The sequence below is a fragment of the Candidatus Lernaella stagnicola genome, from assembly GCA_030765525.1.
Lineage (GTDB): Bacteria > Lernaellota > Lernaellaia > Lernaellales > Lernaellaceae > Lernaella > Lernaella stagnicola.
This window is the reverse complement of record JAVCCK010000008.1, coordinates 135,838-161,393: the sequence shown is the minus strand read 5'-3', so window position 1 is coordinate 161,393 and position 25,556 is coordinate 135,838. Positions and strand designations below refer to the sequence as shown.

19 protein-coding genes are annotated in these 25,556 nt (G+C 60.4%); 15 read left to right on the top strand and 4 right to left on the bottom strand.

Annotated elements, in window-relative coordinates:
* Window positions 1-27 precede the first annotated feature (27 nt).
* The 8 genes from P9L99_03990 to P9L99_03955 all read left to right on the top strand — a co-directional run bounded on the left by P9L99_03990 (window position 28) and on the right by P9L99_03955 (window position 8,813).
* Complete coding sequence (locus P9L99_03990; protein MDP8222497.1) at window positions 28-624, top strand: DUF4398 domain-containing protein; 597 nt, start codon at window positions 28-30, stop codon at window positions 622-624.
* The gene (locus tag P9L99_03985) at window positions 624-1,547 is read left to right on the top strand and encodes an OmpA family protein (protein ID MDP8222496.1); all 924 of its coding nucleotides are present in this window, start codon (window positions 624-626) and stop codon (window positions 1,545-1,547) included. The genes P9L99_03990 and P9L99_03985 overlap by 1 nt, the downstream gene beginning before the upstream one ends.
* A 29-nt stretch (window positions 1,548-1,576) precedes the next feature.
* Window positions 1,577-2,818 (top strand): hypothetical protein, encoded by a 1,242-nt coding sequence (locus tag P9L99_03980; protein ID MDP8222495.1) that lies wholly within the window; start codon window positions 1,577-1,579, stop codon window positions 2,816-2,818.
* Between the two features lie 105 nt (window positions 2,819-2,923).
* Complete coding sequence (locus P9L99_03975; GenBank protein MDP8222494.1) at window positions 2,924-3,772, top strand: YIP1 family protein; 849 nt, start codon at window positions 2,924-2,926, stop codon at window positions 3,770-3,772.
* 67 nt (window positions 3,773-3,839) lie between these two features.
* The gene (locus P9L99_03970; protein MDP8222493.1) at window positions 3,840-5,504 is read left to right on the top strand and encodes a hypothetical protein; all 1,665 of its coding nucleotides are present in this window, start codon (window positions 3,840-3,842) and stop codon (window positions 5,502-5,504) included.
* Complete coding sequence (locus tag P9L99_03965) at window positions 5,491-6,594, top strand: type IV pilus twitching motility protein PilT (GenBank protein MDP8222492.1); 1,104 nt, start codon at window positions 5,491-5,493, stop codon at window positions 6,592-6,594. The genes P9L99_03970 and P9L99_03965 overlap by 14 nt, the downstream gene beginning before the upstream one ends.
* A 68-nt stretch (window positions 6,595-6,662) precedes the next feature.
* Window positions 6,663-7,838, top strand: coding sequence for a DUF4388 domain-containing protein (locus P9L99_03960; protein ID MDP8222491.1), 1,176 nt, complete (start codon window positions 6,663-6,665; stop codon window positions 7,836-7,838).
* 24 nt (window positions 7,839-7,862) lie between these two features.
* Window positions 7,863-8,813: a hypothetical protein gene (locus P9L99_03955; protein ID MDP8222490.1), complete on the top strand. Its 951-nt coding sequence runs from the start codon at window positions 7,863-7,865 to the stop codon at window positions 8,811-8,813.
* 6 nt (window positions 8,814-8,819) lie between these two features.
* On the opposite strand, the gene P9L99_03950 is transcribed toward P9L99_03955, so the two are convergent.
* From P9L99_03950 to P9L99_03935, 4 genes are all read right to left on the bottom strand, one after another.
* Window positions 8,820-9,851, bottom strand: coding sequence for a Gfo/Idh/MocA family oxidoreductase (locus P9L99_03950; GenBank protein MDP8222489.1), 1,032 nt, complete (start codon window positions 9,849-9,851; stop codon window positions 8,820-8,822).
* A 5-nt stretch (window positions 9,852-9,856) separates the two neighbouring features.
* A complete protein-coding gene (locus P9L99_03945; GenBank protein ID MDP8222488.1) occupies window positions 9,857-10,822 on the bottom strand; it encodes a BadF/BadG/BcrA/BcrD ATPase family protein in 966 nt (321 codons plus the stop codon).
* Between the two features lie 47 nt (window positions 10,823-10,869).
* A complete protein-coding gene (locus tag P9L99_03940) occupies window positions 10,870-11,967 on the bottom strand; it encodes a Gfo/Idh/MocA family oxidoreductase (GenBank protein ID MDP8222487.1) in 1,098 nt (365 codons plus the stop codon).
* Window positions 11,968-12,049: 82 nt separating this feature from the next.
* On the bottom strand, window positions 12,050-13,195 hold the full coding sequence (locus tag P9L99_03935; protein MDP8222486.1) for a hypothetical protein: 1,146 nt from the start codon (window positions 13,193-13,195) through the stop codon (window positions 12,050-12,052).
* Window positions 13,196-13,403: 208 nt separating this feature from the next.
* Here P9L99_03935 and P9L99_03930 point away from each other — a divergent pair, with 208 nt between their 5' ends.
* The 7 genes from P9L99_03930 (at window position 13,404) to P9L99_03900 (ending at window position 25,544) form a co-directional block, all read left to right on the top strand.
* A complete protein-coding gene (locus P9L99_03930) occupies window positions 13,404-16,133 on the top strand; it encodes a PKD domain-containing protein (protein ID MDP8222485.1) in 2,730 nt (909 codons plus the stop codon).
* A 15-nt stretch (window positions 16,134-16,148) separates the two neighbouring features.
* Entirely contained in the window at window positions 16,149-17,024 is an 876-nt protein-coding gene (locus P9L99_03925; GenBank protein MDP8222484.1) for a class I SAM-dependent methyltransferase, read from the top strand.
* Between the two features lie 48 nt (window positions 17,025-17,072).
* Window positions 17,073-19,130 (top strand): excinuclease ABC subunit UvrB, encoded by a 2,058-nt coding sequence (gene uvrB, locus P9L99_03920; GenBank protein ID MDP8222483.1) that lies wholly within the window; start codon window positions 17,073-17,075, stop codon window positions 19,128-19,130.
* 60 nt (window positions 19,131-19,190) lie between these two features.
* Entirely contained in the window at window positions 19,191-19,538 is a 348-nt protein-coding gene (locus tag P9L99_03915; GenBank protein ID MDP8222482.1) for a cupin domain-containing protein, read from the top strand.
* Window positions 19,535-21,367, top strand: a complete 1,833-nt coding sequence (gene uvrC / locus P9L99_03910; protein ID MDP8222481.1) for an excinuclease ABC subunit UvrC — start codon at window positions 19,535-19,537, stop codon at window positions 21,365-21,367. Before P9L99_03915 ends, uvrC begins: the two co-directional genes overlap by 4 nt.
* Window positions 21,364-23,808 (top strand): DNA internalization-related competence protein ComEC/Rec2, encoded by a 2,445-nt coding sequence (locus tag P9L99_03905; protein ID MDP8222480.1) that lies wholly within the window; start codon window positions 21,364-21,366, stop codon window positions 23,806-23,808. The genes uvrC and P9L99_03905 overlap by 4 nt, the downstream gene beginning before the upstream one ends.
* A 329-nt stretch (window positions 23,809-24,137) precedes the next feature.
* Window positions 24,138-25,544 (top strand): TolC family protein, encoded by a 1,407-nt coding sequence (locus P9L99_03900; GenBank protein ID MDP8222479.1) that lies wholly within the window; start codon window positions 24,138-24,140, stop codon window positions 25,542-25,544.
* Window positions 25,545-25,556: the final 12 nt, after the last annotated feature.

Genomic DNA, 25,556 nt, shown 5'->3' with positions numbered 1-25,556 from the left:
GTTTTGTCCCGCTTGGAGGGTATTTTCATGGTCCGGCGGATCATCCCGATGTTGTTGGTGGTCAGCGCGTTAGCGCTGGTTTTGGTGGTGGGCGCTTGTGAAAACGAACGCCAAGTGAAACAAGCGGCCCGCGCTGTGGAATCCGCGAAATCGGTTCACGCCGACTACTTGGCGCCTTACGAGTTCGCGAGTGCCGAATGTTATCTCGAGGAAGCGATCTCCCAGCTTCGCGAATCGGATTACCCCTCCGCGGCGCATTTTGCCGCAACGGCCAAATCCAAGGCGATCGAGTCCGAGCGGTTGGCGCGGACCATTCACGCCAAGCCCATGATCCCCTGGGGAAAGCGTGAAGAAGGCATGACGGCGCCTGGCGCTGCGGTTCCGCCCCCGGTGGACGATCTGCCGCCGGTCGATGAAGACCTGCCGCCGGTCGATGAAGATCTGCCGCCGGTGGACGAGGACGCCGCCGTGACACCGACCCCCAAACCGACACCGACGCCGACCCCCGAACCGACGCCCGAGCCGACGCCAACGCCGACACCGGAGCCGGTGGGGACCGATGAATATCCGCTCGGTGAACCGGACGACCTACCCCCGGTCGACGAAATGCGAGGAGGTCAATGATGACACGCCGTACACTGATCGCCTTGCCGTTGGCTTTATTGATGCTCGTACTGATCGCCGGTTGCGGCACCCGAGCCGCACAACAAGCCCAAATGAACAAACTACGCGGCGAGTTGGATGAAATTCGCATGCAGGGCGCGAAAACGTGCGCGCCGCGCGAATTTGCCTCGGCCGAAGCGCATCTGGTTTTCGCCGATGAAGAGTGGAGCGAACGCGATTACATTCGCGCTCAAGATCATCTCGTCTTCGCGCAAGACAGCCTCGACGCGGCCCGCAAGTGGTTGGGCAACTGCGTCGAGAACGTGCCGCCCGATCGTGACGGCGACGGCGTGGCCGATCCCGACGACGCCTGCCCCGACACTCCCGGCCTGCCCGAGTTGCAGGGCTGCCCCGACGGGGACGGCGACGGCGTGGCCGACAACGTCGACAAGTGCCCCGAACAGCCCGGCCCCCCGGAGAACGAGGGTTGCCCGAACGACACAGATGGCGACGGCATCGTCGACTCCGAGGATAAATGTCCGGAGCAATTCGGCACGAAGGAAAACGAGGGTTGTCCGCAGTACATCGAAGTGACCGACGACAAAATCATCTTGAAACAGAAGATTCACTTCGACACCGGCCGTGCCACGATTCGCCCGGACGGCTACCCGGTCTTGATCGAGATCGCCCAGGTGCTTAAAGCGGCCGAAAGTTGGAAGGTGCAAATCGAAGGCCACACCGATACCGTCGGTAGCCATTCCAAGAACATGCAACTCAGCCAGGCGCGCGCCGACTCCGTGCGCGATTACTTGTTGCAGCAGGGCGTTGACCCCGCGCGGCTTAGCGCCGTCGGCTTCGGTCCGGACCGACCGGTCGCCAGCAACAACACCTCCGTGGGTCGCGGTCAAAACCGCCGAACTGAGTTCAAGATCATTTCCAAATGATCGTGACGCCGAACCTACATCGAGGCCGCTTGCGAACAAGCGGCCTCTTTTTGTGTCTGCTGGCGGGGCTGCTGGTCTCCGTTCCCGCGCTTGCCGGTGATGATCCCTCCGAACCGCCCGGTCTCGATACGGCCATGCAGCGCATCGAGAAATTGAAAAGCGCAACACCGCAGGATATCGATGCGCTGCACGAAGCCTACCTCGTGCTTTTCGAAAATTTCTCGGCCCGGCAGCAAGCGAAAGAAGCGATTTTTGATCTATTCGCCCTCTTAGAAAAGGCCGGACGCAAAGCCGAAGCCCTGGCGGTGCTGGCGAGAATTGAATCGGTCTATCAAGATCACGAAACGATGGCCTATCCCGGACACAATGCCTGGCGCGTCGCGCTGGTGGCCACGGCCAAGATCGAAGAAGCTTATCTGTATGCCGAGGCAATGAATAATCCCTACCAGGCGATCGACACACTCAAGCAGACTACCGCGCGTCACAGCGAACAAAACGTCGGCGTAGCGGGCGAGGATCGGCATTATTTCGGCCGTGTGGAAATCATCTGCGCCTTGGAAACGGCGCGCTACCGCGTCGCCACGGGACAGGCGAATCTCGCCTCGACCGATCTGCTGTCGGTCGTGCGCCAGTGGGGCGGCGCGGATGTCCTCGTCGCCGGTGTGCCTCAAACTGCGGCCGTTGCGGCGGTGCGGCGGCTGCCGGAAGTGCTCGGCGCCATGCCGGCGAGTCTGCCGAAAAAGGGACGCGTGCTCGACACATTCGCCCAAACCACCGTGCCTGAAGAAGCGCGGGCTTGGCTCGGTTTCGTTCGAGCCGCCACGTTTTTCCAGCACGCCCAGAAGTGGCGGGCCAAAGGCGCTTTTGCCGACGGCGCCGAGACGCTGCGCGAAATCATCCGCCATCACCGCACGGTGATGCTCGTGGATGAAACCGGCAAAGAACCGGCGGGCATCAAGGCGATGCGTCGCTTGCGTGATGCGGAATTGCTTGTGTTGCGCAACACGGTGCAGGCCGCGCAATCTCTCGAGGAGTTTCGCGCCAAGTTCGGCAAGAACAAAGCGGATCGTCTGTTTGCCGGTTACGCGACGCTTTTCTTGGCTGAGTTGGAGTTTGATTTCCGCAAAAACGCCCCGGCTGCCTTTCAACTTTTCATGCGAGTGGCCGACGATTTCGGCGACCTGCCCCTCTACCCACAGATGGGTGACGACGAGAAAACGATCGCGGCCCACGCCAAGTTGTGGGCGAAACGTGCGCAAGAGAGGATGTAAGCCTTGATCACCGCGTGCCCGCATTGCGGCGAAAAAGTAAGGACAAAAGCTTCCGGGCTTTATCGTTGTCCGTTCTGCTCCGAGATTTTTCGTTTCGAGGAACCCGTGCCCGCGGTCGATGAAACCGACATCCAGCCGCCGGCTCCGGAGACCGGGTCCCCACCGGCGCCCCTGCCGCTCACCCCGAGCACGCCCGTCTGCGAACGTTGTCACCGCTACGCCGCCGCCGGGGTTTGCCGCGAATGCGGTCTGTTTGTCTGCACCGCCTGCGCCGCACCCGACGAGGCCGGAAACCTCGTCTGCCAGGTTCACCGATTCGCACCGCAACCTGTCGAGGAACCGACTTTCCGGCAGTTGCTGCGCGGGCTGCTCAGTCGCCCGCAGGAAACCTACGCGAAACTCTCACCCGACGGCCGGAATCTCGCCAAGGCCTTTGTGTTTGCCGTTGTCCTCGGCATGTTCGCAGTGGTGATCGGGCTGATATGGGAGCAAATTTTACCGCGCGAGTGGGTGCATCCGATCGGGGCGTTCATCGAAAGCCAACTGCCGATGGCGGTGGGGGAAGAAAATCTTGTCGCGACCGTGATGGCGCTGGTGATGATGCCGTTTTTTCTCGCGATCGGCGTCCTGATCAATGCGCTCGGGTTTCACCTCGCCTTGATGCTCGTGGGCGGCGCAAAGAAGGGAATCGGCGCAACGATCAAGGTCGTTTGTTACTCCAACGCGACAGCGGTTTTCGCGGTGCTGCCGCTGCTGGGATCCCTCGTTTTTTGGTTCGGTTCGCTTTACCTGACGGTCATCGGCGCCGCCAAACTGCACGGCGTATCGCCCGCCCGCGTCTTTGCCGCATTGGCGTTGTTTATTGGCTTTCTCGCGCTCATTGTCGGGCTGGGCATGGCGGCGTTTATGGCGCTGATGAGCCAAGTCGGCGGCGGCGGTGGCTTGCTGACCTAGACCGACCGGCGTTTCTCGCCCGTTGTGGTTATGGTACGATCATAAAAACACTTCGCAGGGACATCCAATGGAAGACAAATGGAAGGGACGCGCGCTCGGCGCGATTCTGCTTGACTCACAGCTAATCAAGGCCGACGACGTCGAGCGGGCGCTGACGGAGCAGAAACGCAGCGGCAAGCGTTTCGGCGAAGCGTTGGTGGATTTGGGCATCGTCACGATCGAAGACGTGCATTGGGGGCTCTCACACCAATTGGACGTGCCTTTCGTGCGGATTCGCCGGGAACTAATCGACGATGAGGCCGTGCGCGAAGTGCCCGAGGCCGTGGCACGCCGCCATATCGTGTTGCCTTACCTGCTTATCGGCGACGAACTGACGATCGTCGTCGACGACCCCACCAACCACCCCGCCGTGGAAGAAATCGCCGAACTGACGGGCAAGCGAATCGTCGTCGGCGTCGGGCTCACGGACGAAATCAACGACGCCTTAAATGAATGTTACGGCGAAGGCGGCCCGACCGGCGCCGCTTCGGACGTGACTAGCGACTGGTTTGCGCCCGAACAGCTTGCCGACGCCTTGGCCGACCATACCGGTCGCGCTTTCGTGGAATTGCTACTGCGCACGACGACCGAGCGCGGCGTTCAGGAAATCCACTTGGATCCCGGTGACGTGGTGCAACTGCGGTTTCGCGTCGACGGTTTGCTGCAGGATGCGGGCACCATCGGCTTGTCGTGGATGCACCTGATTGTTCGTCGTTTGCGCAAAATGATGCGCCGCCTCGGCGAGCGGGAGAAACTGCAAGAAGGCTTCCTTGAATCCTCCCATGGAGGTCAGCGCCTGATGTATCACGCCGCGTTGGTCGAAACCTTCGCGGGCGAAGCCGTGACGCTAACCAACCTCGGCGACCCGGGCATGTACGAGGAACTGGCGACCATCGTGGGTAACGAGTCGCAAAACGCCCGGTTGCGTGAAATGCTCGCCGGCGGCGGCCTGGTCACGGTGCTCGGCCCCGATCGGCTCGAAACCCGAGTGATCGTCAAAGAACTCGTGGCCGAAGCGTCGCGCGCCGGTCGCAAGACGATCCACATCGGCGACTCGCCTTTTTTGGCCGAGGACGGCTACATCCAAATGCGGCCTGATGCCGATCGCGCCCCGGCGCGAAACGAGGCGATCGACGTGGCTGTCAAATTGGGCGCCGACGTGCTGGTGTTGGACAATCTGCTGGACGCGGCGACCTTTGCGCGCTGCTGCCGCGAGGCTGCGAGCGGGCGGCTCGTCATCGGCACACTGCCGTTTTCCTCCCTGCCCGCCGCGGTCGATTTCGCGTGGGAAGCGGCGGAAAACCGAACGCTTTTGGCTGAAGCGTGGCGCGGCGTGGTGCTGCTCGCCACCCTACCCGAATACGAAACCGGCGACACCGAACCCGACGAAGACGGTGCCGATTCGGCCGCGGAGGCGTTATCGCTCACTGCCCAGCAGCGGGCGGAAGCGGACTTCCGTCGACCGCACGCGGAGGCGAAGGCGCGACCGCAACCCTTGGTTGTGCCCATTGATTTTGGCGACGCGATCCACCGTGCCTTGCACGACGGGGAACGCGTCGAGGCTCACACGGCTGTCGGACAAGCGGCGAACCGCTTGTGGCGTGAAGCGTTGACAGCGCGGCTTTTGAGCGGCTGCATCGCGTGGAACGACGCGGTGAAGCTTTTGGGGAGGTTCGACCATGGCGCAGCTTGATAAACTGTTTCAACACATGATCCAGCAGCAAGCGTCGGACTTGCATTTGAGCGCCGGATCACCGCCCTACATTCGCGTCCACGGCGAATTGCAGCGCCTCAACATGCAGCCGCTGACGCATGAACAGAACATGAAAATGTTCGAAGAGATCATGAACGAGCGCAACCGGAGCGAGTTTCGCGACCGCCGGCAAGCGGATTTCGTTTACTCGCTGGGCAACGTGGCGCGGTTTCGCGCCAACGTCTTCATGCAGCGCAAAGGCGTCAGTGGCGTCTTCCGCATTATTCCGAGCAAGATTCTTACGGCCGCCGATCTGAACCTGCCCGACGTGATCATGCGAATGTGCCACTTGAAGAAAGGGCTCGTGCTGGTGACCGGCCCCACGGGTTCGGGAAAAAGCACAACCTTGGCGGCGATGGTCGATTACATCAACGATCAGCGAAAGGAACACATTCTCACGGTCGAGGATCCGATCGAGTTTGTGCACCAGAACAAGAAATGCCTCGTCACGCAGCGGCAGGTCGGCGAGCACGTCAATACTTTCTCCGACTCGCTGCGCGCCGCGCTGCGCGAAGATCCGGACATCATCCTGGTCGGCGAAATGCGCGACCTGGAAACGATCTCCCAGGCCATCACGGCGGCGGAAACCGGCCACCTGGTGTTCGCCACACTGCACACGACCAGCGCCGCGAAAACCGTCGACCGCATCATCGACGCCTTCCCCATGAATCAGCAGGAACAAATTCGCACAATTCTCTCCGAGAGCCTCAAGGGTGTCGTCGCGCAGGCTCTACTGCGCCGCGCCGACGGCAAAGGCCGTATCGCGGCGTTCGAAATCTTGCTTGCTGTGCCGGCCTTGGCGGCCCTGATTCGTGAAAACAAGACCTTCCAGATACCGACGTTGATTCAAACCCAGCGAGGGGTCGGAATGACTTTGTTGGATCAATCACTGTTGGATTTGGTGAAACGTCGCCTCGTAACGCCCCAGGAAGCATTGGAATATGCCATCGACAAGAAGGCTTTTCAGGCGGCAGTTTCCGGCGGCGGCGGCGGCGGCGGAAGTGGCGGCGGCGGAGTTTCGCGCTCCTAAGGTTTATGCTATGCTTATTTGTGGATATCCCCAAAAGCGCCGATAGAACAATCATCTCGGGAGGCCCGATGAACGCTAGCAGAATTTTGTTGCTGACGCCGGATCACCGGGAAGTCGACAACTTGACGCCCGCACTTGACGAGTTGGAATACAAGTGGAGTCACGTGCAACACGCCGACGAAATTGCGTACGCAGTCCGCAATTTCCAACCGGACCTCGTTATTCTCAATGCGCTTTTCCCACAAGTTAACATACCCCTTTTGTGCTCCGAAATTCGGGAATCCTGCGGCGCGAAAATCCTGGTTACCAGCGCAATCGCCAGCACGACGCACCAACTCAAGGCGCGGCATAAATGGGACATCGACGAGTATGTGGCGCTGCCCGTTCCGTTGAAGAAAATTGTGCGGCTGGTGGCGTATATGCTGGGCGATATCGACGAAAAACCGCGTATTCGCTCCATGCTCGAAACCGGCGGCTCGCGCGTCCCGCAAATCGTGGAAAAGAGAACTATCAGCCCCACGACGAAAAAAATCCCGGTACACGGCGACTTGGCCGACGTTCGTTTAGGACGTTTGCTCGGTACGCTGATTCGCCACCAGTTGACCGGCCAGTTGTTACTCGGCGAAGGCGAGCAACGGCGGGAGATCATTCTGGTCAGCGGGCGGGTCGTCGATCTTCGCAGCGCGTACTTGGAGGCGCTGGGACTCGGCGACATCTTGGTCGCCTGCCGACACTTGGATGCAACCAATGTTGAAAACCTGGTTGGTGAGGCCGCCAAGCTTAATTTGCGCTTCGGCGAACTGCTGCGACAGCGAAATCTGATTTCTCCGCCGCAGCTATTCGACGCCCTAGACCGGCAAATCATTAGCAAGCTCGCCCCCGTTTTCACCTGGGAATCCGGGCCCTATCGACTCGAACGCGGCTTTTTCGACGAAGAGTTGCTGGAACCGCGAAACTTGTTGCTGGCGAAGGTGGCCTTCGGGGCGGCCCGCCACTCGGTGGAGCCGGAACAATTCGAGGAGCATTTCGCCAAATGGCTCGATCAACGCGTAATACTCAATAACTCCGCGCCCATTCGGATGAACGTCCTCGATTTGGGCAACGACGAGAAGCGTTGGATGGTCACGCTGAAAACACCGCACACCGTTCAAGATTTGCTGGACAATAGCCGTCTCCCTCCAGAACGGCTTCGCGAGCTTCTGGCGGCGATGCTTCAACTGCGTATGCTGTCACGTACTTCGTAGCCGCCCGCTGCAAAGGACACCACAATGGAATTCACATACGCCCACGACCCGCAGGCGAATCTTGACGTCGTGCGCGGCGACGGCTTAACGCTGACCGTGCGTCGTCTCGGCGCGGAAATGATCGGCCTGACCCGGCGTCACCCAACCCGCGGCGAGTTCGGCCTGATTTGGCGCGATGCCTGCGTAGATGACCCGCCTAATTTCTGGAAAGGACACGCGACGGTGCTCTTTCCCATCGTCGGCGGCGTCCACAACCTACGCAGCCGTACGACCGACGGCATCGACGTGTCGTTCAAAAAGCAACACGGTTTTGCCCGGCACAGTCAATTCGAACTGCTCGGTCACGCCGGAGACGATGAGCACTACGTATTGAATTACCATTTGATCGCCGGGCCGGAGACGCTCGCGCTCTATCCGTGGCGATTCGAGTTGTGGATCCGCTACGCTTTGTACGCCGACCACCTCGAACAGCAAATGACCGTTCGCAACCTCGACGAAAAACCCATGCCCTTCCAACTGGGTTGGCACCCCGGCTTCAACACGCCGCAAATAAGCGGCGAAAAAGCATCCTGCCATCTGCGATTGCCCGCCGGTGAATCCGTGCAAGTACTCAACGATCCCGATTGCTACCTCACCGGAGAAACGCGGCGTGTCACTCTCGACGGGGATTTCCCGTTCACGGAAAAAGAGCTGGACGGCACCTACATGTTCGATCTTTCGGCGACGCCGTCCGAACGCCGCGTGGTCGAGCTACTGGACCCCGACGAATCGACCGGCGTGCGGGTCGAGTTTCCCGATTACCCGCATTTGGGCATTTGGTCCGACGCCGACGCGCCCTTCATTTGCATCGAGCCGTGGCAGGGAATGGACGATTCCGTCACGCAGGAAGCTTTCGACGAGAAATTCGGTGTGGTTCTTCTGAAGCCGGGCGGCGAGCGGGTCTACCACGCCGCCATTCACGTTCTCGATAAATAAACGCGGCTAGAAAGGCCCCCGCGCCGGTCGACCGCCTCGCGCGGCTGATTGGTAAGCGGCCGTCATGATGCGCAACACTCGTAAACCGTCTTCGACGGTCTGCGGATATGGTGCGCCCTCCCGCAACGTCGCCTTAATCGCTTCGAATTGCGCGATGTAACCGTTCTCCCAAAGCGGATCGTGTTGCGGACTGTGCCACCCGCCCTCGCCGTCCCGGTCGCCCAGATGTCTTCCCTCGAGAAACGCCGTCACGCCTGATCCTTTGCCGATATCAACGACGGCGTTGCCCTCCGCGCCGTATACTTCGGTGACCGATTCGAATCCGCCCAGATAGCACCAACTGTTCTCGGCCTCGGCCACCGCGCCACCGGCAAATTCCATGCGCACTAGCGAGAAGTCTTCCACGTCGCCGTCGGTGTGACGGTAGGTGCGGATCAACCCGCTGACGGCCTCGATTTCGCGGCCCGGCAACAGATCGAGAAGCACCGAAATCGAGTGGCAGCCTAAATCGACCAACACCCCGCCGCCGGCGGTTTCCTTGCGGAAAAACCACGGCGAATAGGGCCCGGAGTGTCGCTCGACCTGCCTCGCGAAATGCAAATCGCCGAACTCCCCGGCCGCCACCGCCGCTGCCAGCGCCTGCGACTTGGGTGCAAGCGGCAACTGCTCGGCGTAAAACAATTCCACGCCGGCTTTGCGGACCGCGGCGGCCATCTTTTTGCCCTCGACGAGGTTCGTCGCCAGCGGCTTCTCGACAATCACGTGCTTGCCGGCCTGCGTGGCGGCAATGACTAACGGCGCATGTAGGTAGTTCGGCGCGGCCACGAATACGACGTCAACCTGCGGCGAATCGATGACTTGCTGGTGATCGTCGGTCGCGACCGGCACCTTGAAACGACGCGCCAAGCGGCGCGCATTTTTTTTGGTACGGCTGGACACGGCCGTAGCGCTCATCCCTTCCACGCGCTCCAAGGCCGCTAAATGCGTTTCGACGATTTTTCCTGCGCCACAGAAACCAAGGCGAATTTCTTCGGCCATTCTTTTCAACCCTTCAGTGAGGCCCGCGCCCCACGGTAAAACGGCCCCGGCTCCCGGCCGTCCAAATAAGCGGCCATCACGGCGGCTCCGACAGCGGGCTGCAGGCGGGGCGGATGGATCGTGACGCGGGGATGTTGCACGCGGATCAATTCGCCGATCCGTCGGCGAAAACGCGCCGGGCTGTACGCCAGCAGGCCGCCACCGAGTACAACGTCTACCGGCTCGTTATGAATTTTATCGATCATGAAACACACGTCGCCGGCGAAGATTTCCGCCGCTTCTTCCAGGATCATCAGCGAAACCTCATCGCCCTTTTCCACCGCGGTTTTCCACGGGACGATGACGGTCAGCATTTTCCACGTATCGAGTGTGCCGCGCACGTATTTGCGCATGATGTCCACGGGGCTCTTTTCCTCGAAGTGCGTGAGCAGTAATTCCAAGAGGATTGATTTCGGCAGTCGCCCGTCCCACACGCGCGCAGCGGCGATCAGGATGGCGCGCCTGACTTCCATCATCACCCCGGCGTTCAAGTGATCGAAAGGGGTTTCGGACCCAAAGCCGGACCGGTAGGCCGCCGTGAAAGCCGTTCCCAACTGCAGAATCACGGCGCGCTGTTTGTCGCTGCCTCCCCAAAGGGCTGCCACGCCGTCGTTGACCAGGGCAATTTCATCTTCCGGAATCCCGAGACCGCGAGCCAGGGATCGGCGCTGTGCGGGTAGTTCGTCCGCGTAGTCGGCCCCGCACATGCCGAAGCCGAAATACGCCACGTCATCCCACGCCGCCCCCGCCTCTTCGAGCGAGAAACTGATGATTTCTTTCGTGCGGGCGACAATCGTCTTCGAAGCGCGTCGAGCCGTCAGACGCACTGGGCCGGTTAGTTGCTGAGTCAGAACGGCCCCGTTGCGGGCGAGGATCGCCACTTCGGTTTTGGTACCGCCGCTGTCGAGTCCGACGTAAACTTTTTCCGCCACTCAAACTCCTTGGATTGCACCGCTATGTCGCGTTGTGTCGACCCAGGTTACTTTTTGCGTGACCGCAGCCAAATGTCGACCGGCACATCGTAGTCGTCGGGGTCGTCGAAGGGGAATATGACTTTCCGACCCTCCGCGGCTGAAAGGTAGGCGGCGATCATGATTTCCAGCACGGCGCGGCCGTCCTCACCGCTCTCCACCGGCGTGCCGCCGTTGCGAACACAACCGACCCAGTCGGCCATTTCCTGCGGATAGCCGTTGTTGAAAAGCCACTCCACGTCGGGGAAATGCCAACCGTTGGTATCGCCCTCGACGAAATCCCCGGTGCTGTACCCTTTTTCCGAGTACACGCGCACGCCGCTGCCGATCTGCAACAGTTCGGCGTGGGCGTTGCCTTCGGTGCCCTGAATTTCCAGCCAACTGATCATGCCGCCCTTTTGCGTCCAGGACGACTCTACCTGGGCGATTTGCCCGGTCTCGAACTCGATGATCATGATCACGTGGTCGTCCAATTCGGTGATCTGCTTGTGCACGAACAAATCCGCCTGGCAGTACACCGACTTCACCGCCGGCTTGCCGAGCACCCAACGGCAGCACTCGATCGCGTGGCAGCCCATGTCCATCAAGATGCCGCCCCCGGCCGTTTCGGCCTTGAAAAACCAAGGCGAGTACGCGCCGGCGTGCTTTTCGTGTTGCCGCACCAGGAACACATCGCCCAAGCCGCCTGCGTCGGCGATCTTCTTGGCGTGGACGAACTTCGGTACGTAACAGAGTTCCTCGGCGTATCCGATAATCAATCCGTTCTTCTTGGCGATTTCCAAAAGTTCGTCCGCTTGGGCAAGGCGCAGCACGAGCGGTTTCTCAAGCATGATGTGCTTGCCCGCCTCCAACGCTTTCTTGGCATATTCAAAGTGTTTGTAGTTCGGCAGACCGATCGACAAGGCGTCGATGTCTTGGCGCGCCAGCAACGCGTCGTAGTCGGACATGAATTCCGGAATGCCGTATTTGTCGGCGAAGGTCTTGCCGTCTTCGCCCGGCAATCCCCACTGGCAGACGACCTGGACACCGGGGATCATTTGTAATGATTGGATATGAACATGGGATATCCATCCCATGCCGATTTCCGCCACGCGCAAGGTTTTCATCGCTCAACCTCCTGCAAGGAAATTTCGTTTTTCTTAGGGAGCGTCGATACTAGAACAGCTTGAATGTGCGTTCAAGACTCGGCTACGAGCAGTTGTCGACGATCGCCGCGCATGGAAACGCAAGGATGCAGCGGATCAACGCGAGGTCCGGCGCCTGCTCGCACGCCGCGTAGCAGACCTCGAAATCCTCATCCAGTTCGCAATTGATCAGCTTCTCACACACCACCGCGCACAGATCCGGCTGCACGCCGAAGCATACGCCGTCGATCTGTTCGCACGGCGCTTCTAAAATGCACTGCCTGCCTTCATCGCTTAGACTTGTCGAGCAAGTGATGGCGCAATCCGCCGGTTCGTCTTCCAGACCGCACTCGACGAGCTTGCCGCAAACGTCCTCGCATACGGGCTCGGCCCGCCCCAGGCAAACCGGTTCCAATTCCTCACACGCGCGGTCGAATAGACAAGCCAGCGTGCCGTCGTCCCAGGCTCCCATGCACGCCGCGGGACAGTAGTCCGGCTCGATATCGCCCAGTGCTTCACACGCCTCCAACCGCTGACAGGCTTCGAGGCAAAGCGGGTCGTAATCATCGGCGAGACACACGGGTTCGATCAATTCGCACGCCACCTGCGCGACGCATTCCCGCAGTTCGGGATCGTCGAGCGTGAGACACGATTCCAAGCAATCCCCGGCGTCGCTGCCGGGTAGCAAATCACACTCAGCTAGTTTATCGCAAAACAGCGTGCATTCGGTGGGTTGAATGGCCGGAAGGCAGACGGCCTCAATTTCGTCGCACTCGGTCATCGTGAGACATTCACGCAGGTCCCGGTCCCATTCCGCGCGGCAGGTTTCCAGGCAATTCTCGCCTGAGAGGAACAGCCCGCAATCCTCGACTTTTTCGCACGCCGCTTCGCATCCAACGTCCGCCGCGGCGTCCAGACATTCGCCGGTAATCTCCCGGCAAGCGGCGAATTGCACGCAACGTATCGTCTCTTCGTCCCAGGAATCGCGGCACAGATCCTCGCACGTCTCGCCGGCCAGCGGATGCCGGCACATGGCCAGCCGCTCGCATGCCCACCGGCAATCGAGGGAGTTATCCTGGTCGCTGTCACCGGTGTCACCCGCGGAATCGTCGAAAATGCTCTCCGTGCCCGGCAACAGGCGAGCGATAATCGCCAAGCCGCCGACCATTAACACCGCGATCAGCGCGCTGTAGAGAATTTTGTTGCGCAATAAACCTCCGCGCCGAAGTGTAGGACCCTCCGTCGAGGAGCGTCAATCGGATTCTCGTCGTGTAGAATATCAGACGCCCCTTCCTCTCGGGTAGTTCAAAGCGAAACAAACGTTCAATCTCACGTCGAAATATCCCGCCGCGCGAATTGGTTGATTATTTTGGCGCGTGACCCCAAAATAGCGCGTAACTTGTTAAGGAGTCGTAACCATGTGGCGTCGTTTTTTTCTCGTACTTCTTGTGGTTGTTTTTATCCCCGCACTCGCGGCCGCCGCGACGGTCAAGACTGTGGCGCAGGTGTATGCGCCGAATTGGCAAACCATCGACCGCCTGTCGACGTTCCCGATCGGTTTTGAGGAATGCGACCGGCCCGGTTATGTGCAAATCGTTACTTCCCATGACGCGATTGACGATCTGGTCGACGCCGGCTTCGAAGTCGATATCCTCATCGACGACCTCGACCAATGGGTGGCGGCACGCCGCGTGGGCAGCGCTGAAGCGGCGCAGCTCGATGTCCCCAGCGACGACAGGCCCGTGTTGGACCACTACTTCGATCACGGCGAAGTGTGCGATTTCCTTAACGACCTGGCGGCCACCTACCCGACGCTGATGACGGTGGAGGTCGTGGGGCAAAGTGTATTGGGACGGGATCTACACTTGGTAAAGATTTCGGACAATGTTACCACCAACGAAAACGAACCGGCTCTGTTCTTCGAAAACAACATCCACGGCGACGAGATCGCCGCCTACGTGCACGCCTTGCATATCATCGAATGGTTGCTGACCGAGTACGGCACGAATCCGGACGTTACCGCCATGATCAACGAGCGCGAAATCTTCTTCGTGCCGTTGACCAATCCCGACGGCAACTACGACCACCCGACCTACGGACGCAGCCGGTACAACGAAAACGGCGTCGACATGAACCGGAACAACGGCTACATGTGGGATCCGTACGAGTATAACAGCGGCCCGGCCCTGCACTCTGAGCCTGAGACCCAGACCTTAGCCAATGTTTGGGTCGATCATCAGCCCTTCGTGTTCGGTGTTTCGGCGCACAGCGGCACCGTGTCGATCAGCCTGCCGTGGTCGTACCACTATGACGAACCCGGCGATTGGGATGAGTTCGACTACCTCGGCGAAAATTATTGCGACGTGTGCCTCGACCCGCTGCTCAACGATTGGTTCCAGGGCTCAAGCGGCATGTACAAGATTCACGGCTCGACGAAAGACGAAATGTACGGCAGCCACGGTATTGCCGCCTGGACCGTCGAGTTGAGCTATGCCAAGGAATGCGCTTTCTCCACCGCCATCGGCGTCGCCGAAGACCACGAGCCCTCGATGTTGTGGCTGATGCAACAGGCGAGTGAAGGCTTGCACGGCGTCGTACAAACATCAGCGAAGGAGCCGATCGCCGCTACGGTGTTCGTCGACGGCAAGTGGTATACCTTCAACGATCCCGAAGTCGGCGACTTCCACAAGTTCCTCCTACCCGGCACCTACGATGTCACCATCGAAGCCGACGGCTATGAAGCCTACACGGAAACCGTGGTCGTGGCCGACGGCGCCCCGGCAACGATGACCGTCATTCCGACCCCCGACGACACGCCGAAAACCTTCGCCTATCGCTGGCTTCAAAGCGAGTGCCCCAACAGTGAGGATTCGCACCTCGACGCACACAATGTTCTCGGCCGTACCGACGGTGACTACTTCTCCATCGGCAACGGCGGTTCGGTGCTGCTCGACCTGGGACCCGGCGGCATCGCCGACGGCGCCGGCAACGACATCGCCGTCTACGAAAGCTACACCGATGGCGATGAAGATTTCACACTGTACGGCAAAGTCGCGTGGGCCGATGAGTGGGTTGAAATCGGCAGCGGCCTCGGCACCGATGAGTTCGACCTGAACGGCACCGGCCTGTCTTCCGTGCGCTACGTGAAGATTGTAGACGACTCACTGGACCTCGGCGACGCCGGGCAAAACGACGGCTACGACCTGGACGCCATCGGCACGCCCGCGCTCATCGCCGCTTTTAGTGCGTCAGCCACCAGCGGCGTCATTCCCTTGCTGGTCAACTTCGCGGATCAGTCTTCCGGCACCCCGACCTCGTGGGATTGGGATTTCGGCGACGGCGACACGTCCACCGATCAAAATCCCCAGCACACTTACGACGAAGAAGGCTACTACACGGTTTCCTTGACCGTGGTCGGCGCGGCCGGCACCGACACCATCGTACGCACGAATTACATCAACGCCTATATCGGCGCGCCCGATCCCGATTTCGAGGGGACGCCGCGCCAGGGCGAAGCGCCGCTGGCCGTGCAGTTCACCGATCTGTCGACCGGCTCGATCGCCGACTACCTTTGGGACTTCGGCGACGGAGCTACCTCGACCGACCAAGACCCCTTGCACACCTACGATGATGCCGGGCGCTACACGGTCAAGCTGACTACCACGGGTCCCGGCGGCGAAGAATTCGAGCGTAAGTTTAATTACGTCACCGCGCAGTGCCCTCTGCCCGAGGTCGATTTCGAAGCCGACGTCGTCTCCGGCGACGCGCCGCTCACCGTTCACTTCACCGACTTGAGCACCGCGGGCGCCGGCTGCAACATCAGCGGCTATCAATGGAGCTTCGGCGACGGCCAGACCTCAACGCTGGCCAGCCCGACCCACGTGTTCCAGAATCCCGGCACCTACGACGTTCAACTCACCGCTTCGACGACCGCCGGGAGTGACACCGAGCTCAAAGTCGAATACATCAACGCCGACGGGGGCGATGACGACGACACCACCGACGACGACGCAGTCGATGACGACGCCTCTGATGACGATGCCTCCGATGACGACTCCGGGGACGACGATGACGATGACGACGACAACAACGATTCCGCGGGTGACGACGATGATGACAACGATAACGACAGCGGCGGCTGTTTCTGATCATTCGACTGGAAGATGAGCAACAAAAATATCGACTTGCTGGTGCGGCTGCAATCGCTGGCCGATAAGGAACCACACCCGAATTCCTGGTGCTTTTTCCCCTGGGACGACCCGGAGATTTCGCGCCGGACACTGGCGCTGCACTTGAATCCCGAGCATGACCAGGCGAGTCGGCAACCCGACCAAGTGGAAGCCGAAACTGCGTTTTTGGACGGGTTGTTCACCGACACCCTTTCCCAGCCCGCCCGGATCTGTGATCTAACCTGCGGCCCCGGGTTGTATGCCATGCGCTTCGCGCAAATGGGACACAAAGTGACCGGCGTCGATTTTGCGCCGGCCGCTATCGAGCACGCCCGCGCCGAGGCCGCGAAACGCAAGCTGGCCATCGACTTCGTCCTAGAAGATGCGCGCCGGGTCGATTTTGCGCCGCAAAGTTTCGACGCCGTATATGTCTTGTACGCGCAGGCCAACGCGTTTCCTGAAGATGATTTTCGCCGCTTGCTCTCGCGCATCCGTTCGTGGATCGCGCCCGGCGGTGTGCTGGTCCTCGACCTCGCGTCTCGGTGGCAATTAATGGAAGACATCGGCCGCTCGTGGATGGTCTGCGAGCGAAGCATCTTTTGCGACAGTCGCCACCTATGGCTGGAAGAGAAGCGTTTTTTCCGCACGCGTAACACGCAGGTCCACCGTGTTTTCACCCTCGACTTGAAAACCGAACGGCTCACGGAGTGCAGCATCTGGCATCGCGCCTACGAGCCGCCCGAAATCGAAAACATACTGCGCGAATGCGGTTGGCGGCTGGAGTCGCTGTTCGGCGATCTGCTCGGGAATCCGTACCGTGAGGGTCGGACACCCTGGCTGGTCACGGTTGCCCGCCCCGACGCCGAGTGATTACTCATATAGCATCGTCGAAGTCGCACGCTACTGCGGGGTAGAAACATGAGCGCCTTCAAGCTCGTCTCCGAATACCAACCGACCGGTGACCAGCCGGCGGCCATCGACGCGCTGACCAAGGGCTTGGAATCCGGACGCCCCCACCAAACACTGTTGGGCGTCACCGGCTCGGGGAAGACCTTCACCATCGCCAACGTGATCGCCCGCCTCGGACGCCCCGCCCTGGTCCTGGCGCACAACAAAACGCTCGCCGCCCAACTTTACGGCGAGTTCAAGCAATTGTTCCCCGAAAACGCCGTCGAGTTCTTCGTGTCTTACTACGACTACTATCAGCCCGAGGCGTATATCCCTTCGACCGACACCTACATCGAAAAAGACTCGTCGGTGAACGAGCGCATCGACCGCTTGCGCCACAGCGCCACACGCAGCGTCCTGACCCGCCGCGACGTCATCATCGTCGCTTCAGTGAGTTGCATCTACGGGCTGGGCGCGCCGGATTTCTACCGGCAAATGCTCACGCAATTCCACGTCGGCCAGGAAATCGACCGCCAGCAGTTGCTGCGGCATTTCGTCGAAATGCAATACGAGCGCAACGACGTCGATTTCTTCCGCGGCACCTTTCGGGCGCGCGGCGACGTGGTGGAGATTTTTCCAGCCTACGAGGACGAAGCCGCAGTGCGGATCGAGATGTTCGGTGACGAAATCGAAGCCATCCGCCAAATTGATCCCCTACGCGGCGTGGTTCTGCGCGAGATGGACAGCGTGGCGATTTTCCCCAACAGCCACTACGTCACGCCCCCCGATCAAATGGAGCGCGCGACCAAGGCCATTCGCGTCGAACTCGAAGAACGCACCGAACAATTGCACGGCATCGAAAAATGGATCGAGGAACAACGCCTGCGCGAACGCACCCTCTTCGACCTGGAAATGATGCGCGAGCTTGGTTACTGCAACGGCATCGAGAATTACAGCCGCCACCTCGACGGCCGCGCCGCGGGCGAACCGCCCAGCGTTTTACTCGATTACTTTCCCGACGACTTCCTGATGATCTTGGACGAATCGCACCAAACCGTTCCGCAGCTCAACGCCATGTTCAAAGGTGACCGCAGCCGCAAAGCGAACCTCGTCGAGTACGGCTTCCGCCTGCCCTCCGCAATGGATAACCGCCCGCTGAGGTTCGCTGAGTTTGAAGAGCGCGTCGGCCAACTTATCTTTATCTCGGCCACACCGGGGTCGTACGAGATGGAAAGGTGTGCCGGCGAGATCGTCGAGCAGATCATCCGCCCGACCGGGTTGATCGATCCCGAAGTGGAAGTCCGCCCGATCGAGAACCAAGTGGACGACCTGCTCGAGGAGATCAAGACCCGCATCGAGAAAAACCAGCGCGTGCTGGTGACGACGCTGACCAAGCGCATGGCCGAAGACTTGACCGATTACTACCGCAACCTCGGCGTCCCCGTCCGCTATCTGCACAGCGAGATCGACACCCTCGAACGAACCGTCATCTTGCGGGAACTGCGGCAGGGCAAATTCTTCGTGCTCGTCGGCATCAACCTGCTGCGGGAGGGTCTCGACCTGCCGGAAGTCGGCCTCGTGGCGATTCTCGACGCCGACAAAGAGGGCTTCTTGCGCTCGGCCACGGCCCTCATTCAGACTATCGGTCGCGCGGCGCGCAACGTGGAGGGCAAGGTGATCATGTACGCCGACAAAGTCACGCGCTCGATGGGTCGCGCGTTGGAGGAGACCGATCGCCGGCGCGAGAAGCAGCGGCAATACAACGAAGAGCACGGCATCACGCCGGCATCGATCATCAAGAGTATCTCGGACGTGCTGGCCAGCGTCTACGAGGCGGATTACGTCACCGTGCCCGTCGACGAGGCCGATGAGGGCGACGTGAGACCCGAGGACCTGCCCGTGGTCATCGCGCAATTGAAGCGCGAAATGCTCGACGCCGCGCAGAACCTCGACTTCGAGCGCGCCGCGACGCTCCGCGACCGAATCGACGAACTGGAAGAGCGCCAACTCGGAATGCGGCGTACCACCCCCGCGCTCAAGCAAGCCGGTGCGCGCAGCCGGCGGCCCGTTCGCATGAAGCGCCGTTAACGCCGCGCCTTTGCCTCGGCCCGCCAAGCGAATAAAATAAGCCGAAAAGAGGGAGGTCCGATGAGCGTCAAACCGTATACCGATGTCCCGGCCGAACCGGTCCCCGGCGATGAAGTGCAAGACGTGACGATGCGCGTGGTCATCGGCCCGCGGGAGGGCGCGCCCCGCTTCGTCATGCGCGTCTTCGAGGTCGCCCCGGGAGGATACACGCCGCACCATCAACACGATTTCGAGCACGAGATTTTCTTCCATACCGGAAAGGGCGAAGTGCAGCACGCCGAGGACGTCATTCCGGTCGCCCCCGGACACACCGCCTATGTGGCGCCGATGGCGATGCACCAAATCCGCAATACCGGCGACGAGCCCTTGGTGTTTGTGTGCCTCGTACCGGCTTTCGTTCACGCATGACGCCGGACAAACTCCGAAATAAAATTCGCCGCGTGCCCGCCGATCCCGGTGTGTACATTTGGAAGGACGCCGACGGGAAAATCATCTACGTCGGCAAAGCCAAAGTATTGCGAAATCGAGTCCGGTCCTACTTCCAGCGCGTGGAAGACAAGGACGGCAAGACCCGCTTGTTGGTGGCGCGTATCGCCGATTTGGAATGGATCGTTACCGCCTCGGAGAAAGAGGCGCTGATTCTGGAAGCGACGCTCATCCAGACTCACTATCCGCGCTACAACATTCGGCTCCGTGACGACAAGCGGTTCATCAGCCTGAAGCTTGACCTCTTGCACCGCTTCCCGCGCCTATACGTAGTGCGCAAAGTGAAACGCGACGGCAATCTTTACTACGGCCCCTATTCCGACGCCCGCGCCATTCGCGAAACCATGAAGTTCATCAACGCCGCGTTCCGACTGCGCAAGTGCAGCAACCACAACTTCGCCGCGCGCGACCGCCCCTGTCTGCAATACCAAATCGGCCGCTGCCTCGCGCCGTGCGTCGGCTATGTCGATCGCGAGGATTACGAAGCGCTCGTCGATGAAGTGAAGCTCTTCTTCGCCGGGCGGTTGCCGGAACTGATCAAACAGCTTCGCCTGCAGATGCAAACGCTCGCCGCCAACCTGGAATTCGAAGAGGCCGCGCTCGCACGCAACCGCATCGCGGCAATCGAAAAATCACTTGAGCGCCAGCGAATCGTGCACCACGGCAAAGGCGACCGCGACGCGTTCGGCTTATACCGCGAGGGATCGGCTGTCGTGATTTGCCAGTTATTCGTTCGCAGCGGCGCGATTACGGGCCAGCGCATCTATCCGTTTACGAACATTGAGGACAGCGACGCCCAGATCCTCCGCCAACTCATCGGCATCTATTACTCCGGCGACAACTTCCTACCCGAGCAGATTTTGTTGCCCTTGGAGCCCGAGGGCGGCCCCGACCTCCTTGCCGAATGGTTGACCGATCTTGCCGGCCACCGTATCGATGTTCGCCCCGCCCAACGCGGCGCGGGACGCCAGTGGGTGCTCATGGCGCACAAGAACGCCAAACGCCACTTCGACGCGCGGCGTTCGTCGCTGGTCACGCCGGCCGAAGTGCTGCAAAGCCTCGTCGAGAAACTCCATCTGGCACGTCAGCCGGACGTCATTGAGTGCTTCGACATATCCAATGTTCAGGGCAAGCTGGCCGTGGGTTCGCAAGTTCGCTTCACGCAGGGCGAGCCCGACAAATCCGGCTACCGGCACTACCGCGTGCGCACCAAAGACGAACCCGACGACTTCGCCATGATGCGTGAAGTGCTGCAACGGCGCCTGGCGCGCGGCATGCGGGACGGCGATCTACCCGACTTGCTGCTCATCGACGGCGGCAAGGGCCACTTGAGTGTGGCCGTGTCCGTATTGAAGGAACTCGGCCTCACCGCTCAACCGGTGGCCGCGATCACAAAAATCAAGAACCTCGCCGCGGGCGACACTTCGCCGAAGGACAAAGTCTATCTGCCCGGCCGCAAAAATGCCGTGACCTTCCTTGCCGGCAGCAACGCCCTGCACTTGCTGCAAAGGCTGCGCGACGAAGCGCACCGGTTCGCGATCGAATACCACCGAAAATTACGCTCCAAGAAAATGGTCGCCGGCGCGCTGGACGCCGTGCCGGGCTTGGGTAAGGCCAAGCAAAAAGCCCTCCTGAAAACCTTCGGCAGCGTCAAACGCATCCGCCAAGCCACCCGGGACGAACTCACCCGGGCGCCGGGGATCGGGCCGAAACTCGCGCAAACGATTCACGAGCACTTGAACCGAGAATGATTCGTCGCCCGCTGATTCCCGCCGCGTTCGCTCTGGGGCTGGGTTTGTACGTGGGTCGCTACTTCGAGCACGCCGTGATTCTCGCCGTTGTCGCGGTCGCGGCTGCTGGAATCCTCTTACTGCTGGCGTGGAAACGAAACCGGAGGATCGCGGGAATCGCCGCGTTGGCACTCCTCGCCTTCGCACTGGGCCTATGGCGCATTGATGGCGTGGTTCGGCCTAAGCTTCCGGCAAACCACCTCGCTCATTGGGTTCACACCGGCATGGTCACTATCGAAGGGGCGATGTTCGATCCACCGCTGATGAACAACGACGGCGGCGGCTCCTTCGTTTTGAAGGCACACAAAATCATCGCCGACGACGATAGCTGGACGACCGCCGCGGGTAAGGTGCGCATCCACTTTCGTCACACCCTGCCACCCGTCGAATGCGGCGCGACAGTCCGCCTGCGCACGCGCCTCGAATACATCGCGTCGCCCCGCACGCCCGGCGTCTACCGATGGGATTGGGGCGAGATCACGCAGGGAATCTATCTACGCGGCCGCCTGTACAGCGCCAATTCGATCCGGCAAATCGCCTCGGAAGGAATTACTTTTCATTCCTTGTTGGAGGCCATACGCGAAAAGGTTCGGCAACGGGCGGCGGCGGCTCCGGCGGAAACAGGGGCCTTGGCGCGAGCGCTGGTCCTCGGTGAGAAAGCGCTGCTTCGGCCCGACATTCGCGAGTCATACCGTCGCGCGGGGATCGGGCACGTGTTGGTCGTGTCGGGCCTGCACATTTCGGCCGTCGCCGGCTTGGTTTTTCTTCTTCTTTGGTTCGCGTTCAGCCGTTTTCCGGCGCTGGGCCACCGCTTTCACCCGGGCCGTCTCGCCGTTCTTTTCGCGCTTCCCGTGGCGTTGTTGTACACGGCGTTAGCGGGCGCGAGCACCAGCGTTCTGCGGGCCTGCGTCATGTTCGTCATTGCGATGCTCGCCTTATACGTAGGCCGGCGTCGTGACCCGCTTATCGCCCTCGCGGCGGCAGCCTGCGTCGTGCTGACCGTGTATCCGGGCGCTCTTTGGCAAGCCGGCTTCCAGTACAGCTTCGCGGCGGTCGCGGGCATGATTCACTGGGCGGGTCTGGGCCGCAAGCTTTCCGAACTCAAAACGTTCGAGGAAGAAGTTGCCCCGCGGCCATTACTTTCGCCCGCACGTCGCTGGTTGGTGCGGGGACTTGTCATGTCCGCCGCCGCGTTCCTGGCCACGGTGCCGATTTCCCTTTGGCACTTCGGCACGATCGCCCCCGGCGCGCTGGTCGCCAACCTGGTCGCCTTGCCGATCTACACTTCTTTGGTTATTCCCCCGCTTCTGGCCGGGAGTGCCGCGGCTTGGTTGGCCCCGGCGGTTACAGGCTGGCTGTGGGCGGTCGCCGCGCTTGCCGCCGATCAGGTATGGGGAGTCGCGCTGCTCATCGACGCCCTCGGCGGGGGCGAGAGGTACCTTGGTCGGCCCACGGTGATTGAACTTGCCTTGCTTGTGCTTCTTTTCGTGTCGGTACCGTATTGGTCGCGGCGTTGGATTCGGCGGGCCGCGTGGGCGACGGCGGCGGTCCTCACGGTAAGTCTGATATTCACGCCACGCCTCGCGCACCGTTTCCCGGCGCAAACCCAAGTGACGATGATCGACGTCGGCCAAGGCATGTCGCTGCATGTACGCACCGCGGGCGGGCGTCACCTCCTGATTGACGGCGGCTACGACCCGCGCGGGCGACTCGTGCTGCCCTATCTGTTGGCCGAACGCGTACCAGCCGTCGACGTCCTGGTCGTCACGCATGCCGACCCCGATCATTGCCTTGGCTTGCACGCGGTCTTGGAGAACCTCCGCGTTGGAGAGATCTGGACGGCGGCGCGACCCTTTGCGGCCGAAAACGCGGGAGACTACCTGTGGTTGCTCGCGCGGGCTCGGGAAAAGCAAATTCCGGTGCGGGAACTGAAAGCCGGCGAGTCATTCAGATTCGACAGGCTGCAAGTAGACGTACTCAATCCGCCGGAAGAGCCGCCTTTGGCGTGGAGAGCAAACGACCGCTCGCTCGCTCTGCGAATTGCCGCAGGACCGCGCAACCTATTGGTAACCGGCGATATGGAGCGGTCCGCTGAATCCCACATACTCGCCGGTGGCGCCGACTTGGATGTCGAGATGCTACAAGTGGGCCACCACGGCTCGCCCAGCAGCAGCACACCGGCTTTTTTGGACGCCGTCTCCCCGCGGCTCGCGCTAATACCGGTCGGTTTCCAAAACCGATATAGGTTTCCCGCGCCGAGTGTTATGCAGTCGTTGCGTCGACGCGGGACAGAGATTTGGCGCACCGATATCGACGGAACCGTTCGCTGCTTCGCACAGGAGCAAGAGTGGATGTGCCGGTCTATCGCCCCCCCAGTGACCAATCCGGCCATGCTTCGGTAACCGCCCGACGCTCCTTTACCGTTCCGGAAATATTCGCAAGATTCGCTTCTTGTCGAATAGTTATGCTTTACATGGCGCGCATTTCTTGACAGTTGGAGATTGCGACGCAATAAAAAACTTTGCCAAAAGTCTGGTAACCGCTTGATTTTTGGAAGCTAAAGCGTCATTTTTCGCGTTCGGTTTATTGCTTGCCCCTCCCCTGACCAGATGAGGCGCAAGCAATCGATATTTATTGTGGACATAACCGTACCATTTGGTATTGAAACCCTTGACTTGAAGCCTGGTTTTTATATGCTATGCCGATTGCAGCCAAACGGGAGAAACAAGATATGATGCATCATGGAGGCCGTTTCTGGTTCGCCTGCTTGAGTGTATGCGCCATCTTGGCGGCCTTGGCCGTCGATGCGGCACGGGCGGCGGAGAATGACCTCCTCCCCTTGCGCCTGACCATCGAAAAAGCCGTTGAGCTGGCCCTATCCCATAACGAATCGGTGCGCATCGCTGATGAGTCGATTAACGAAGCCAAGGGCACGTATCGGGAATACGCCGCCGACGCCTTCCCGCAGATCAGCGGCGTGGTCGGTTACACGCGCCATCTCGAGCGACGTTTTTCCGAAGTCGATATGACGGCCTTCAATCCGCTGTTGGCGCAAATGGGCGCGCCGCCGCTGGAAAAATCAAAGCAGTATTTCAATTCCCAGCACGAGTGGGATTTCCGCCTCATGGCCGAGCAGAATCTGTTCACCTTCGGCAAGGTGAGCAATGCCATTCGCTTAGGATCGGTCTTTAAGAAGATCGCGCGCGAAAACAAGCAGTTGGCGGTCAAGGATGTGGCGCTGCAAACCCGCCAGTCGTTTTTGACCGTGCTTTTCGCGCAAGAGGCGCTGAGTGTCGCCGAGTCAAACCTGAAGCTAACCAAAGAAACGTACGACGTGGTACGCAACAAGGCGAAGCAAGGCGTGATGAGCCGCTTCGATCTGCTGATCGTCGAGTCGGAACTGGCGATGGCCGAGCCCACCGTAATGGCCGCCGAGCGCAACCTCGAAACCGCGAAGCAGGCCTTGCTGCATGTCATCGGTGAGCCGCTGGATCGCACGGTATCCATTGTCGGCGAATTGAAATTCGAGTCGCTTGAAGGCGATGTCTCTGAATTCGTGCGCCGCGCGGTTCTGCAGCGCCCGGAATTGCGCGCCTTGAGCCTGCAAAAAGACATGTACGATTATTCGCACAAGATCGCCCGCGCGCTCTACCTGCCCACCCTCACGGCTAACGCAACCTACGCCCAATCGGGTGGTTCCGATAAGCAAATCTGGCCCGAGGATGAGCCCGGCGACGCCTCCGACGGTTTCCAGCCGTCGCTCAATTTCGGCGTGCAGTTGTATGTCCCGCTTTTCGACGGATTGCGCGCTTACGGCCGGATGAAGCAGATGGCCGCCAAACGGCAGACGTCCCGCCTGCAAATCGCTCAGGCAACGCGCGGAATTAAATTGGAAGTGACGAGTTTGGCAAAACAAATTCGCACCACTGAAGCAATGGTCGCCGCGAACATGAAAGCCGTGGAAGTGGCCGCCGAAGCCAACCACTTGGCGCAGCTTCGTTTCGAAAACGGACTCGGTACGCGATTGGAAGTGACCGACGCACGCAATAATTTGAATCGGGCCAAACTCGGTTTGGCCGCGACGCTATTTGATCTGAATGACGCCCGCGCCCGCTTGCAGCGAGCGATGGGAGAATAAACAAGAGGATCC